This is a genomic window from Bacillus sp. M5A3_1b (assembly GCF_053345335.1).
In genome coordinates this window covers 408,718-421,789 of sequence record NZ_JBKEZY010000001.1, presented here as the reverse complement: position 1 = coordinate 421,789, position 13,072 = coordinate 408,718, and the positions used below count along the sequence as shown (strand labels likewise).

Sequence of the window (13,072 nt, the reverse complement as noted above, 5' to 3'; positions counted from 1 at the left end):
GTAAAAGAGTTTGCTTTTTTTGTAAATAAAATGTAATAAATAGTTGTGAAAGCTTGATACTATTGGTTTTTGAGCGAAAAAAAGAATTTTGGTGGACGAATTTTCCAAGCCCCAATTGTACATAGTAAATATGTAATTTATATTGGGTTGGAGGATTTTACATGCACAAATATATATTAGCGATTATGACTTGTCTAATTTTACTAAAAGCAATAAGTGCTGATCCAGTTAAGGCTGCCGAAAATCCTGAACAAAAAGAAATGCAACAACGAATTGAACAACATTTTCGAACGAAAGCTGAACATTTTGGATTGAAAACAGAAGGGAAAGATTTAAAGGAAGTGCGAAAAGAAATTACTATTATAGAAGAAGCGAAGAAAAGAGAGAATGTATGGAGAACAGCACAAACGCTTCGTATACAAACAGAAGGAAAAACAATGGATGAATTAATAAAAGATGTACGGAAAAAAGTGAAAAAATAAAAAAGAGGCCGCAGCCTCTTTTTTATTTTTTATGCCCATTGTTTTGATAAATGAGCCATTTCAATCGCAGCAACGGCGGATTCATAGCCTTTATTACCTGCTTTCGTGCCCGCGCGTTCAATCGCTTGCTCGATCGTTTCAGTCGTTAATACACCGAAAATAACTGGGATGTCTGTTTGTAGTGATAAAGATGCAACTCCTTTTGCTACTTCATTACAAACGTAATCGTAATGTGTTGTAGCACCACGAATTACAGTACCTAACGTAATTACAGCATCATACTTTCCGCTATTAGCCATCTTTTTAGCGATTAAAGGAATTTCGAATGCGCCAGGAACCCAAGCAACATCGATATCAGTTTCTTCTACACCGTGACGCTTTAATCCATCTAAAGCTCCGCCGAGTAACTTACTTGTAATAAATTCATTAAAACGTCCAACAACAACCCCAACTTTTAATCCTGTACCAACTAAATGACCTTCGAATACCATAATAAATCTCTCCCTTAATTATAAGTTTAGTAAATGTCCTAATTTGTTTACTTTCGTTTGTAAATACGTTTTATTCTCTTCTTTTGTTGGCATTTGCAATGGTACACGCTCGATTACTTCTAAATCGTAACCTTGTAAGCCAGCAATTTTTCGTGGATTATTCGTTAATAATCGTAAATGTTGTAAACCTAAATCTTTTAAAATTTGAGCGCCAATACCGTAATCACGCAAATCAGCTGGGAACCCAAGTTTTTCGTTTGCTTCTACAGTATCGAATCCTTCTTCTTGTAACTTATAAGCGCGAAGCTTATTAAGAAGGCCGATGCCTCGTCCTTCTTGTCTCATATAAAGAAGAACGCCTTTTCCTTCACGTTCAATTTGAGCAAGTGCAGCATGGAGTTGTGGTCCGCAATCACAGCGACATGAGCCAAATACATCTCCTGTTAAGCACTCTGAATGAACGCGTACAAGTACAGGCTCTCCTGTTGAAATATCACCTTTTACGAGTGCGATATGCTCTTTCGTATCTAATGAATTAGAATAGCCAATTGCATGGAAAGTACCGAAATCTGTAGGTAATGTAATTTCCACTTCTCGCGTCACTAGTGTTTCATGGTGGCGGCGATAAGCAATTAAATCTTCTATTGTAATCATTTTTATATCAAATTGTTTTGCGCACTGTAGTAAATCAGGTACGCGAGCCATCGTACCGTCCTCATTAATAATCTCACAAATGACTCCAGCTGGTTCTGCTCCGCAAAGCTGTGCTAAATCGACGGCAGCCTCTGTATGACCAGCTCGGCGTAGGACACCGCCTTCTTTCGCGATTAATGGAAAGATATGTCCAGGACGATTGAAATCAGCACCTTTTGATGCAGGGTTTAATAATTCTTGTATCGTAGTCGCCCGTTCGTGAGCGCTAATCCCTGTTGTTGTAGAAACATGATCAATACTCACTGTAAATGCAGTATGATGCGAATCTGTATTATGAGCTACCATTGGTTCTAATTGTAGACGTTCTGCGTATACTTCCGTAATCGGTACACAAACGAGACCACGCCCATGTGTAATCATAAAGTTAATCGTTTCTGGCTTAATATACTCTGCTAAAGCGATAAAGTCGCCTTCATTTTCACGGTTTTCATCATCGCATACGATAACGACTTTTCCTTGTTTTAAATCTTCTAGAGCTTCTTCAATACGATGAAACATAATGCTTCCCCCTTATAGAAATCCGTTTTCTTGTAAAAAGCTTTCGCTCATTGAACCTGTTTGTTTTACAGGTTTAGAAATAAAGCGTTCGATATATTTACCGATCATGTCACACTCAATGTTTACGATGTCACCGGCATTCTTTTCTCCGATAACAGATTCACTTACTGTGTGCGGGATGAGTGAGATTGTGATGGAAGATTCGTCTATATCAAATATTGTTAAACTCGTTCCATCAACAGCAACGGATCCTTTATGCAAACAATAGCGCAGCAATTCATCAGCAATAGCTATTTTGTAATAGACGGCATTATAGTGTTGTTTTTTGTTTAATATCGTTCCGATGCCATCAATATGTCCTGAAACGAAATGTCCACCGAATCGTCCGTTTGCAGCTATCGCCCGCTCTAAATTTACTTTAGAGTGTTGTTTAAGCATGCGAAGTGATGTTGATTGCATCGTTTCAGGCATTGCGTCCACTGTGAATGAAGTTGTTGTGAAACTCGTTACAGTTAAGCAAATACCGTTAACCGCGATACTATCACCTAAGTGAGCATCTGATAAAATATTATTTGCATGGATCGTTAACTTCATCGCTTCTCCTCTTTGTTGCATGTTTGCAATCGTTCCTAATTCTTCTACAATTCCTGTAAACATTCCGTCACCTCACTTTGGGCATTCGCAACGATTTTTATATCATCACCAATTTGTTTCATCTCTTGAATTTCCAAGGAAAGTGCATCTTGCAATGCTGCGAAACCATTTCCCCCAAATAAAGTAGGGGCATCTTTCCCGCCAATTAATTTGGGGCTTATATAAGTTACAATTTCATTGAGATGCTTTGTTTGTAAGAAGCTTGCGTGAACTGTTTGGCCACCTTCAACGAATAGAGAAAGAATTTGCTTCTCTCCAAGAAAGAAAAGGAGGTCCTTGATTTCTATATGTTTTGTTTTCATTTGGAATATAGCTATATTTTCAGATTCATAAGAAGCTATTTTCTCTTTATTTACATCCTTACCGACAATAATCCATGTCGGTGCTAAACCATCTGTTATGACATGAGAAGATGGTGGCGTTCGTAAATGGGTATCTAAAATAACACGAATAGGATTTTTACCCCCGTTAGGAATTCTTGTCGTTAAATGCGGATTATCAGCTATAACTGTATTCACTCCAACGAGAATCGCATCATGTGTATGACGATATTGGTGAACATCAGCTCGTGCTTCTTCACCTGTAATCCACTTACTTTCACCCGTGACAGTTGCTGTTTTTCCATCTAAGCTCATCGCTGTTTTTATTGTTACAAATGGACGTTTCGTTCTCATGTAGTGAAAAAAGAAACGATTTAATAAGGTGGCTTCTGTTTCAAGAACACCGGTAGTTACTTCGATGCCAGCTTCTTCTAATCTCTTTTTTCCAGTACCAGAAACGAGAGGATTGCAATCAAGAGTAGCAATTACAACCCGTTTGACTCCTTTTTTGATGAGCAATTCACAACAAGGTGGTGTTTTTCCAAAATGGCTACACGGTTCAAGTGTTACATAAACGGTAGCTCCTTTTGCTTTTTCACCAGCCATATGAAGAGCGTGAACTTCTGCATGTTCTTCACTGGCACGTAAATGAGCGCCAATACCGACGATGTTTCCTTCTTTTACAACAACAGCACCAACCATAGGATTTGGACTTGTTTGTCCAGATGTCCTTTCTGCTAACTGCAGGGCAATCCTCATATATTCTTGATCTGTCATTCTCTTCACCTCTCCTGAAAAAATCAAAAAACCCCAAGGATTTTATATCCTTGGGGTTTGGGAGACGTGATTTCTAGAAATATAGTTCGAATACGAAAGTACAGGAAAGAAACCTAACGATGATTGGTATTTTTGCATAAGGAAAAAACCTAGCAAAAATATCGAATTTTTCAAACGCTAGTCGTATCTTTTTATTTCAGTATAGAAACATAAGTATACAAAATAAAACATATATAAAGATTCAAAACGAAACTTTAAAAATATGCATACTGAAATAAAAGTGTATTCGCTATATAAAATTACTAGAAAACATATCCTTCTCCCATCCAGACTATACTGTCGGCCCTAGAGTTTCACTAGATCCACCGTTTTCGAGTTGAAAACGGGTCACGGACTTAGAAGTTTGCACTTCATCACCGCCGGTTGGGAATTTCACCCGACCCCGAAGGATGTTGTTTGCTCAAATTATAGCACAAAAAAAATAAAAGGCTAGAAAAAAATATTCGAATGTGAAGAATTGTGTGAAAATATATGTAAGTTGGAATGAGGACAAAAGTACGAGGAATGTTGTAAGGAAGAGGAATGTTGTAAGGAAAAGGGGGACGAGAGTTAATGAAAAGAAAAAACATGCACAAAAAAATGTGCATGTCACATGTAAAATTATTCTGCCTCTGGTGCTCTAACGACAGACTCGAATTTCCCTTTATGCGAAGCATCGCAATAAGGCATATTTTTTGATAAACCACAACGGCATAAAGAAAATGCCGGTTTTGCTGGGAATACATTCCCTTGTGAATCGACTAATTCCACGTCCCCTGTAACGCGAAAAGAGCCATTATCATTTACTTTAATTTGTACTTTCGCCAACGCTATCCCTCCTTCCCAAACGCTTAATTTCATCATATAATTAAGAGAAGTACTTGACAATATAAAGTGAAACTTTAATTAGTGGGGGAGGTATCCCCCCACTAATTATTAGTTGAATCAATCGGGCTTTTAGGGGCAGTAAATCTCCCACCTAACTTCTTTGTTTTAGTTGAGTTTTGAGGTGGGAGTTTTACTGCCCGCAAATAGCGGGGTAAAATGAGCACTTTCTTTGGGAGAGAAGAGAGTGTTATAATGTTTTTTATAACTGAATAGAGTTAGGTGACGAGAGATGGATAAACAATTACATACATTACGAAACATTGCAAATGAGCGCACGTGGGCATCATTTTTGAATGATAATCATCCATATAGTTTGTTACATTGGTCCATTGCAGGTGTAGGGCAAGAGGCAAAGGATGTTTGGTTACTTCAAGATGAAGTAACATTTCAAACGACAGAATTTCCAACGTTAGATGATGCAATGCAATGGATTTCTGAAAATATGGAACAAGTTACAGACGTTTTAGCGCAATAAAAAAACAGGCTTATGCAAGCCTGTTTTTTGTTTCTTTTACATATGAGTTTAAAAATTGATCAACGGCTGCTTCATACTCTTCTTTATTTTCGTTATAAGAGCAAGCGTGTGCACCGCGTTCTGCAATATAAAGTTGTTTATTGTTTTCTTTTGCTTCATATAGTGCTTTCGTCATATCAGCTAAAATATAATCATCATCTTTACTATGAATAAAGAGGACGGGATTGTTAATATTTTTTATACAATCGATTGGTGAAACTTCGCGAATCGTATAACCGTCACGCACTTTTAAAAAAGCATTTGCTAAAGGTAATAAGGGCCATTTAGGTAAATGGAATTCAACCTTTAAACGGTGTTGTAATTGTCCGTAGAAATCAGAAAAAGGACAATCTGCAATATAGAAATCAGCACCATCTTCTACAAGTCCTGCGTATTGAAGAAGTGTTGCAGCTCCCATAGATTCACCATGAATACCGAGTGTTATATTTGTTCCAAAGCGACTTTTTAGCCAGTCAACTACAGATTTTAAATCATGTTTTTCATAGTATCCATAGCTTGTTGTTTTTCCGCCAGTTTTACCATGACGACGATGATCATAAATAACGACATTATACCCTCTGTTTAAAAATAACCTTGCATATTTTACAGAGTTCATTTTATTTACAGTTACGCCGTGACAAAAAATCATAAACTTATTGGAATGACCAGCAGGAATGTAATATCCGTGAAGATCATATCCGAATTGCGAGGGAATATGAATTTCTTCTTTATGAAGAGCATCAAAATCCTCTATACGAAAATGTTTTTTCGTTTCTCTTTCGAGTACTTCTTCCTCTGTTTTTTTCTTTAAGTACATCACTTTATTTGTAAAGAAAATCCCAAGGGCAGTTATCGCACCTAGTATAGTAAACAATGCTGCAAAAAAACGTTTCATACTTTACCTCATCCTCCAAATACCGTTACATGTGATACACTTACATTGTATCACAATGATAGAAAAGGGGAGAAATAGGAAATGGTGTATATACAAAAAATTACGCCAGCGATGAAAGAAACAATCCGAATGTTCATGTGTGAGAACTGGGGGAGTTCATTGATGGTTTCACGTGGGAAGGGGCATCAGTTAGAAGAGTTGCCAGGATTTATTGCGCTCTCAGATGACAGAATAATCGGAATTATAACATATGAAGTGACCGGAAATATGTGTGAAATTGTGTCGTTAGATAGCTTTGAAGAAAGAAAAGGAATAGGGACGAAACTTGTAGATTGTGTATTACAAGTTGCAGAAGAAGAACGGTGCGGGCGGGTTTGGCTCATAACAACAAATGATAATATGAATGCGTTACGATTTTACCAAAAACGTAAATTTGTGATGACTCATTTATATGTGAATGCAGTGGAAAAAGCACGAGAAATAAAGAAAGAAATTCCACGTATTGGGTATGATAATATCCTAATTCTACATGAAATTCAGTTAGAATATCGTTTAGTGTAATGATGTAACAATTTTCAGAAATATAAGTTATTAACCTTGACGAATATTGTAATTTAGGTTACCGTAAAATTGTAATCTATTACCATATTAAGGGGTGACGATGTGGCAACTATACGTGATGTTGCAAAATTAGCAGGTGTTTCAGTCGCAACCGTTTCACGAGTTATTAACGAAAAAGGATACGTTCATGAGGACACAGTTAAACAAGTAAAGGAAGCAATTGAGGAATTACGTTATAGGCCAAATAGTACAACAAAGCCATTGTTTAAAGAGAATTCAACGATAATTGCATTACTTGTAGATAATGTATATAACCCATCAAACATCACTTTGCTACATTGTATTGAGGAAATAGCATATAAAGAAGGATATCAAATCATTGTTTGTAATATAGAGAATAAAGATAGATACATACATATGTTGAAGGAAAATAACGTTGCAGGTGTTATTTTGACAAAATCTGTTTTTAAAAGTATAGGAGAAATTCCACTTCCCTTTGTTGTGATTGATGAAAAAAAATCCCATGCAAATTATTATGAAAATGGACAAAGAGCGGTTTCTTTATTAAAAGAAAAAGGCTGTCACTTCCTTGCTTATTTCAATGAGGGAGAAGATAGTGAAGAAATGGAAGATCACATATCAGGATTTTTAGACGCTGTTTGGGAGGAAGGAATCTCTTATCGAGAAGTATGTGTACAAGGGTATACGAATAAACAGTTTATTACATTCTTGCAAACTTCTCCGTATATAGATGGAATTGTAACTTCAAGTGAAAAGGTTACTTTTGAGTTAATTCAAGCAGCGAAAAATTTAAATATCCGTATACCGGATAAGTTAAAAATTATTGGACTGAACGGGAGTATAGACAGTGAGTGGACAGGTCCGTCATTCATGCAAATGGAGAGTTGTGTCGAAGAAAATGGGAAAATAGCGTTGCAACAATTAAAAGGAAAAATAAAAAAGTAAAAGGTGCGTATAAAACGCACCTTTTATAATGTAATGGCGGCAATAAAGCCAAATATGAGTAACGGTATATTATAATGCAGAAAAGTTGGTACACATGTATCCCATATATGATGGTGTTGACCATCAGCATTTAAACCGGATGTTGGTCCAAGTGTACTATCTGATGCTGGTGATCCTGCATCGCCTAGCGCTCCGGCTGTACCGATAATTGCAATTGTAGCCATTGGACTAAATCCAAGCTGTATGCAAAGAGGTACAAAAATTGTTGTTAAGATAGGGATGGTTGAAAAGGATGAACCAATTCCCATCGTAACGAGAAGCCCAATCACAAGCATAAGAAATGCAGCGAGTGGTTTATTATTTCCAATTATATGTGCACTCGTTTGCACAAGAGATTCAACATGTCCTGTTTTTCGAAGAACAGCGCCAAATCCAGCGGCAGCGATCATAACAAAACCGATAAAGGACATCATGCGCATTCCGCTTGTTAATATCGCATCTGCTTCTTTAAGAGGTAGACTACCACTTACTGATAAGACGATAATCCCTGCTAAAGCACCGAAAATCATCGATTCTGTTGCTAATTGAACAGTTAATGTGGCCATGATAGATAATAATCCGAAAGTAATACTACGTTTTGTATAGGGAACGATTTCATTGGCGGTAGTATGAACTTGTTCTATTTCATACGTACGAGGTTTCCGGTACGTAATGAATACGGCTACACATAATCCAATAATCATACCAATTGCTGGAATAGTCATTGCTTTTGGAATAAGTGCGACATCAAATGTAAGACCGCTTTGCGCAGCATTTGTTTGCAATACGTCATGATAAATTTTTCCGAACCCTGCTGGAATCCACATATAAGGAGTAATCAATCCGAATGTAATAATACATGTAACAAGTCTGCGATCCACTTTCAGCTCATTTAATACTTTTAAAAGTGCTGGAATTAAGATGGGGATGAAAGCGATATGAACAGGAATCACATTTTGTGAGAAACAAGCCATCGTTAAAATGATGAATAAAATAAGTATTTTAGAATAAACTTGTTTTTTCGTGTCTTGTTCATTGCCAATCCATTTTAGTGCAGTTTGAATCATAGCATCTGGAAGTCCTGTTTTGGAAAGGGAAATAGCGAAACCGCCAAGCATTGCATAACTTAAAGCGATTGGAGCACTGTTTCCAAGGCCAGTTGTAAAAGTATTAATAGTTTCTGAAATACCGAGTCCACCGATAATTCCGCCTGTTAAAGCTCCAACAATGATGGCGACAATGACCTGGACACGTAACAAACTAAGCAATAGCATAACTGCTACTGCGACGAGTACAGCATTCATAATAAATGTAATCTCCCTAAAATTTTATTGTGCTAAGGCAAGTAAATATGAAGCACTTTGCTATATTTATACATAGTTGCGACATATTATTATAAATTGTTTTCTATGAAATGTAAAAGAGCCTTTTGTTACTAATGTTGAAAAGCTAGCTCTTGTTTAATTGATTGTAAAGAATTAGCGAATAATTCTGGTTCTTCTAAATCAGGAGAATGTGCTGAATTTGGGAACCAAATCATTTTTTTTATGGGGGCTTCTATCACATCACAATATTCCTGAACGAGAGCATAAGGAGTTTGATAATCATAGCGACCAGAACAAAAATAAACCGGAATAGATAAGCTTGAAATAGAAGAAAAGAAATCGATTGTCAACATTTCTTCCCATAAAACGCCAGATTTTAAATTTCCTGCGAGAAACTTGAACCAATCTAATAGCGTATATTCAGGGGAAAAGAAGCCTTTTCGTATGAAAGAAAAGGAAGATCCGTTTTGGATTGCTCCACCGAATGTGCCAAGCCACTTTCTTTGAATAATAAGGCGTCTCGTATCTAAAAATGGTGGTTTGCCTAATTTTAAAAGGGACGCTAATGCTTTTTTATGATCATGTTTTTTTGCAGAACGAATTAAATGCTGATATAGCAATTCTTCGTTTTGTTTCATATGTACAATCTGCCCAATACCGATGTAAGCCTCGATATACTGTGGATATTGATGTGCTATGTTAAGCCCAATAATGCTTCCCCAAGAATGACCAGCGAGAAATAGTTTCTGTTTATTGAACTTTTTAAGTACATATTGAATCACTTCTTTTGCATCGGAAACGAATTGTTCGATTGTAAAATTTGCTCCGAAATCTTTCATTGAAAAGGATTTACCTGCCCCGCGCTGATCCCAATTAATAACGATGAAGTGTTTCTCCAATTCTTTTTGAAAATGACGAATAAATCCAATTTGTGCCATGCCAGGTCCGCCATGACAGCATAATAAAATTGGCTGCTCTATGTTTTGCCCGCGCATAAGGAGAGTTTGTTTTCGATTATGGATCATAACGCTTTCCATCGTAGCAATACTATTAGGAATGAGTTGTTTATTTTCATTATAAAACTGTGGGGTATAGCTACGAAAAAGCATATGGAAATCCTCCTTTTCTGAAATCGTATGAATCGCACAGGCTATTCGTTTTGCATATACTGTTAGAAAATCATTGTAACATACCATACTAGTGTCATTTCAACACGGGAGGAGGGAAATTGTGACGATTGGAGAAATTATAGATTGCTTAAATAGACGTGAATCCATCGCTATTATAGCAAAACGTCTTGAAATAAGCCCATATACATTATCAAAGAAATTAAGATTGATTGGATACGAATATGATGGAGAACAGAAGAAACGTATTTTTGTAGGAGATGGAGAAGAACCGCGTCACTTACAACTCCAAGAAGCGACAGCCCTTCAATATGCGAAAACGGATTATCAATTATTAATTTATGAGCAATTACAAAGTATTTATGAGTTATTAAGAAAGAGAGAAGAAGTAATTGTGCCCATTATGAGTATAAGTACAGAGAAAAAGAAACGTACCTTTTCTATTAATAAAGAAATATTAGCAAAATTAGACGTTATATCAGAAGTGAAAGGAATTCAAAAATCTAAACTTGTAGAAGAGGCGTTACAACAATTTTTACAACAATATGATTTTAACAAAACATCACATTTTGATAACTAAAGAAAAGGATACTATGTTCATTGTAAGAACGAGTATCCTTTTTAGGTTTTGCTAATATTGTGGATTAAGTATAAGTGCGTATCCTTTACAATAAAAATCTGGATCGCATATGAGGGAAATACTTAATTTATCTTTTGAATTCTTCCATCAATAACTGGCTGAATTGGTTCTTTTAATTGTTTTACATAATCGACGAGCGCTTCAAAGTCGTTTGGACCAGTTTCTGAATTCTTCCCATTTTTAAATGATACGAATCCGTCACCGCCAGAAGCTAAGAAAGCATTCGCAACTACGCTATACGTTTTAGATGGAGATAACTCTTCGCCATTTGTTAAGCGTATATTCGTAACCTTTTCACCGCTTGGTTTATTTGCATCCCACGTATATTGAATACCTGAAATTTGAAGCATTCTTGTTGTTCCTTTTTGCCATTGTTGATTTAAAATGTCGCGAATATCTTGACCTGTTAAATCTACTTTAATCAATTGGTTTCCAAAAGGCTGAACGCCATATAATTCGCCCCAAGTAATATCGCCAGCATCTAAGTCATTACGAATGCCACCAGGATTCATAAGCGCGATTTGAGCTTGCATCGTTTGACGCTGTGCGTCGGCAATTACATTCCCAAGAGTAGATTCACCAGCATCATTTTGTTTACGGTCGATAGGTGCTGTAGATTTTCCTACAACTTCATTTACAAGTGGTGCGATTGTTTCTTTATATTGATCTATTTTTTGTTTTACTTGTTTATCAGGTTCCACACCTTCATGATATGTTGTAATCACTTCAGCTTTTTTCTTTACAATATCTTTTGTTTTACGATCAATTGTTACATCTACGTCTGAGAAAGCTGTTCCATAAGAGTTCGCTTGGACGATTAGTTTATTATTTACAGTACCATTTACATACGTGTGACTATGTCCACCGAAAATAACATCAACTTCCGAGTCTGTTTCATTTGCAATTCGAGTAAGGTCTCCATTTGTCACGCCAGACTCATCAGTTGTTCCGCCGACATGGGCAAGGACGACGATGGATTTAACACCGAGACGCTTTAATTGTTGCGCTGATTTATTAATTGCTTCTACTTCGTCAGTGATCTGTACATTTTTAAGCATAGTAGGCATCACGACATTTGGCGTATCAGTTGTAACAACGCCAATGAATCCTACAGGAACACCATCTACCATTTTTACAGTAAATGGTGGTAAAAATAAGCGACCAGTTGATTTGTTATAGAAGTTAGCAGCGACATAAGGGAAGTTAGCACCTTTGAAATTACCTGTTTTCTCGTGATATCCACCGTAAATGAGGCGTTTCATTTCATCGATACCTTCATCAAATTCATGGTTTCCGATTGTACCAACATCGAATTTTAAGTCATTTAAAAATTCAATTGTTGGTTCATCTTGTAACAACGCTGAAACTGGTGGACTAGCTCCGACAATATCGCCAGCATGTACGAGAAGTGTATTAGGGTTTTGCTTTTTACGTTCTTTTAAATAAGTAGCTAAGTAATCAGCGCCACCAGCTTCTTTGTTATTAATTTTTTTAACAGTATCTAGTTGTCCATGGAAATCATTAATACCAAGCATTTGTACGTCTACGTAGCGATTTTGTTCAGCTGGAATCTGGGATGGGGGAGCGGCAAATACGCTTGAAAAAGTTATGGTGCTTAAAACGGCAACAGCAGGAATGATTTTTTTCCACATAATTCATTTCTCCTTTTTTTTATAATCTGACATCATACGACATAATTTTAATAGATTCATAGGATTATATCTATATAAAAATTTAGTTTTTTCGAAAAATTAACATATTTACAAAAGGTGAATAATAGAGTAAAGAACCTTTTTTATTGTCGAGTTCATTGTGTATCTACTATAATGGAGAAAAAAGTAAAAGGTGAGTAGCATGAAGAAAAAGAAACAAAGACAAATGCAAAGACAATCGCAAGTGAATAGACCAGAGAAAGAGTCGCTTACATTAGGCGATCAATTAAATGATTCACTCATGCAGCAATTAAAGAATAAGAAGAAAGAATTGCAAGTGAGAGAAGAGAAAAAAGAGGCAGCTGAACTGGAAAGAAAGCGCCAAGAACAAAAAGAACGTGAAAAGAATAAATCATTTGAAGAACTGTTAAGTGAAAGTAGCCTTACTTGGAAAGACTTTAAATAATATAAAAAAATGATCAGTGCATAC

At 36.3% G+C, this 13,072-nt stretch carries 15 protein-coding genes and 1 riboswitch; of the genes, 6 read left to right on the top strand and 9 right to left on the bottom strand.

Annotated elements, in window-relative coordinates:
- Window positions 1–161: 161 nt before the first annotated feature.
- On the top strand, window positions 162–482 hold the full coding sequence (locus tag ACLBWW_RS02165) for a hypothetical protein (RefSeq protein ID WP_000549778.1): 321 nt from the start codon (window positions 162–164) through the stop codon (window positions 480–482).
- Window positions 483–511: 29 nt separating this feature from the next.
- On the opposite strand, the gene ribH is transcribed toward ACLBWW_RS02165, so the two are convergent.
- The 5 genes from ribH to ACLBWW_RS02140 form a co-directional block, all read right to left on the bottom strand.
- Window positions 512–973: a 6,7-dimethyl-8-ribityllumazine synthase gene (ribH, locus tag ACLBWW_RS02160; RefSeq protein ID WP_000230900.1), complete on the bottom strand. Its 462-nt coding sequence runs from the start codon at window positions 971–973 to the stop codon at window positions 512–514.
- Window positions 974–991: 18 nt separating this feature from the next.
- On the bottom strand, window positions 992–2,185 hold the full coding sequence (ribBA, locus tag ACLBWW_RS02155) for a bifunctional 3,4-dihydroxy-2-butanone 4-phosphate synthase/GTP cyclohydrolase II (RefSeq protein WP_447613895.1): 1,194 nt from the start codon (window positions 2,183–2,185) through the stop codon (window positions 992–994).
- A gap of 12 nt (window positions 2,186–2,197) precedes the next feature.
- Window positions 2,198–2,842 (bottom strand): riboflavin synthase, encoded by a 645-nt coding sequence (gene ribE / locus ACLBWW_RS02150; RefSeq protein WP_048546295.1) that lies wholly within the window; start codon window positions 2,840–2,842, stop codon window positions 2,198–2,200.
- A complete protein-coding gene (gene ribD, locus ACLBWW_RS02145; protein WP_048546293.1) occupies window positions 2,824–3,936 on the bottom strand; it encodes a bifunctional diaminohydroxyphosphoribosylaminopyrimidine deaminase/5-amino-6-(5-phosphoribosylamino)uracil reductase RibD in 1,113 nt (370 codons plus the stop codon). The genes ribE and ribD overlap by 19 nt, the downstream gene beginning before the upstream one ends.
- A 310-nt stretch (window positions 3,937–4,246) precedes the next feature.
- A riboswitch (FMN riboswitch) is annotated at window positions 4,247–4,390 on the bottom strand.
- Between the two features lie 206 nt (window positions 4,391–4,596).
- The gene (locus ACLBWW_RS02140) at window positions 4,597–4,803 is read right to left on the bottom strand and encodes a CDGSH iron-sulfur domain-containing protein (protein ID WP_001151582.1); all 207 of its coding nucleotides are present in this window, start codon (window positions 4,801–4,803) and stop codon (window positions 4,597–4,599) included.
- 289 nt (window positions 4,804–5,092) lie between these two features.
- Here ACLBWW_RS02140 and ACLBWW_RS02135 point away from each other — a divergent pair, with 289 nt between their 5' ends.
- Window positions 5,093–5,338, top strand: a complete 246-nt coding sequence (locus tag ACLBWW_RS02135) for a DUF2552 family protein (RefSeq protein ID WP_000360793.1) — start codon at window positions 5,093–5,095, stop codon at window positions 5,336–5,338.
- Window positions 5,339–5,348: 10 nt separating this feature from the next.
- Here ACLBWW_RS02135 and ACLBWW_RS02130 read toward each other — a convergent pair whose 3' ends face one another.
- Window positions 5,349–6,272 carry an alpha/beta hydrolase gene (locus tag ACLBWW_RS02130; protein ID WP_048546291.1) on the bottom strand — a complete coding sequence of 308 codons (924 nt, stop codon included), beginning with the start codon at window positions 6,270–6,272 and terminating at the stop codon, window positions 5,349–5,351.
- A gap of 81 nt (window positions 6,273–6,353) precedes the next feature.
- Between ACLBWW_RS02130 and ACLBWW_RS02125 the strand changes: the two genes are divergently transcribed.
- Both ACLBWW_RS02125 and ACLBWW_RS02120 read left to right on the top strand, forming a co-directional pair.
- On the top strand, window positions 6,354–6,833 hold the full coding sequence (locus tag ACLBWW_RS02125; protein WP_048546290.1) for a GNAT family N-acetyltransferase: 480 nt from the start codon (window positions 6,354–6,356) through the stop codon (window positions 6,831–6,833).
- A gap of 102 nt (window positions 6,834–6,935) precedes the next feature.
- A complete protein-coding gene (locus ACLBWW_RS02120) occupies window positions 6,936–7,799 on the top strand; it encodes a LacI family DNA-binding transcriptional regulator (RefSeq protein ID WP_048546289.1) in 864 nt (287 codons plus the stop codon).
- Between the two features lie 23 nt (window positions 7,800–7,822).
- On the opposite strand, the gene ACLBWW_RS02115 is transcribed toward ACLBWW_RS02120, so the two are convergent.
- Both ACLBWW_RS02115 and ACLBWW_RS02110 read right to left on the bottom strand, forming a co-directional pair.
- On the bottom strand, window positions 7,823–9,142 hold the full coding sequence (locus ACLBWW_RS02115; protein WP_048546287.1) for a Na+/H+ antiporter family protein: 1,320 nt from the start codon (window positions 9,140–9,142) through the stop codon (window positions 7,823–7,825).
- A gap of 131 nt (window positions 9,143–9,273) precedes the next feature.
- The gene (locus ACLBWW_RS02110; RefSeq protein ID WP_048546285.1) at window positions 9,274–10,272 is read right to left on the bottom strand and encodes an alpha/beta fold hydrolase; all 999 of its coding nucleotides are present in this window, start codon (window positions 10,270–10,272) and stop codon (window positions 9,274–9,276) included.
- A 121-nt stretch (window positions 10,273–10,393) separates the two neighbouring features.
- Here ACLBWW_RS02110 and ACLBWW_RS02105 point away from each other — a divergent pair, with 121 nt between their 5' ends.
- Window positions 10,394–10,870, top strand: a complete 477-nt coding sequence (locus ACLBWW_RS02105) for a ribbon-helix-helix domain-containing protein (RefSeq protein ID WP_262720792.1) — start codon at window positions 10,394–10,396, stop codon at window positions 10,868–10,870.
- 122 nt (window positions 10,871–10,992) lie between these two features.
- Here ACLBWW_RS02105 and ACLBWW_RS02100 read toward each other — a convergent pair whose 3' ends face one another.
- On the bottom strand, window positions 10,993–12,582 hold the full coding sequence (locus tag ACLBWW_RS02100) for a bifunctional metallophosphatase/5'-nucleotidase (protein ID WP_048546282.1): 1,590 nt from the start codon (window positions 12,580–12,582) through the stop codon (window positions 10,993–10,995).
- Window positions 12,583–12,784: 202 nt separating this feature from the next.
- Between ACLBWW_RS02100 and ACLBWW_RS02095 the strand changes: the two genes are divergently transcribed.
- Complete coding sequence (locus tag ACLBWW_RS02095; RefSeq protein WP_000727565.1) at window positions 12,785–13,048, top strand: YqkE family protein; 264 nt, start codon at window positions 12,785–12,787, stop codon at window positions 13,046–13,048.
- The last annotated feature ends 24 nt before the right edge of the window (window positions 13,049–13,072 follow it).

What these genes read in the sequence shown, in the direction of transcription:
- ACLBWW_RS02165 (WP_000549778.1), top strand. Translation starts at nt 162, where the DNA reads ATGCACAAATATATATTAGCGATTATGACTTGTCTAATTTTACTAAAA.
- ribH (WP_000230900.1), bottom strand. Translation starts at nt 973, where the DNA reads ATGGTATTCGAAGGTCATTTAGTTGGTACAGGATTAAAAGTTGGGGTT.
- ribBA (WP_447613895.1), bottom strand. Translation starts at nt 2,185, where the DNA reads ATGTTTCATCGTATTGAAGAAGCTCTAGAAGATTTAAAACAAGGAAAA.
- ribE (WP_048546295.1), bottom strand. Translation starts at nt 2,842, where the DNA reads ATGTTTACAGGAATTGTAGAAGAATTAGGAACGATTGCAAACATGCAA.
- ribD (WP_048546293.1), bottom strand. Translation starts at nt 3,936, where the DNA reads ATGACAGATCAAGAATATATGAGGATTGCCCTGCAGTTAGCAGAAAGG.
- ACLBWW_RS02135 (WP_000360793.1), top strand. Translation starts at nt 5,093, where the DNA reads ATGGATAAACAATTACATACATTACGAAACATTGCAAATGAGCGCACG.
- ACLBWW_RS02130 (WP_048546291.1), bottom strand. Translation starts at nt 6,272, where the DNA reads ATGAAACGTTTTTTTGCAGCATTGTTTACTATACTAGGTGCGATAACT.
- ACLBWW_RS02125 (WP_048546290.1), top strand. Translation starts at nt 6,354, where the DNA reads ATGGTGTATATACAAAAAATTACGCCAGCGATGAAAGAAACAATCCGA.
- ACLBWW_RS02115 (WP_048546287.1), bottom strand. Translation starts at nt 9,142, where the DNA reads ATGAATGCTGTACTCGTCGCAGTAGCAGTTATGCTATTGCTTAGTTTG.
- ACLBWW_RS02110 (WP_048546285.1), bottom strand. Translation starts at nt 10,272, where the DNA reads ATGCTTTTTCGTAGCTATACCCCACAGTTTTATAATGAAAATAAACAA.
- ACLBWW_RS02100 (WP_048546282.1), bottom strand. Translation starts at nt 12,582, where the DNA reads ATGTGGAAAAAAATCATTCCTGCTGTTGCCGTTTTAAGCACCATAACT.
- ACLBWW_RS02095 (WP_000727565.1), top strand. Translation starts at nt 12,785, where the DNA reads ATGAAGAAAAAGAAACAAAGACAAATGCAAAGACAATCGCAAGTGAAT.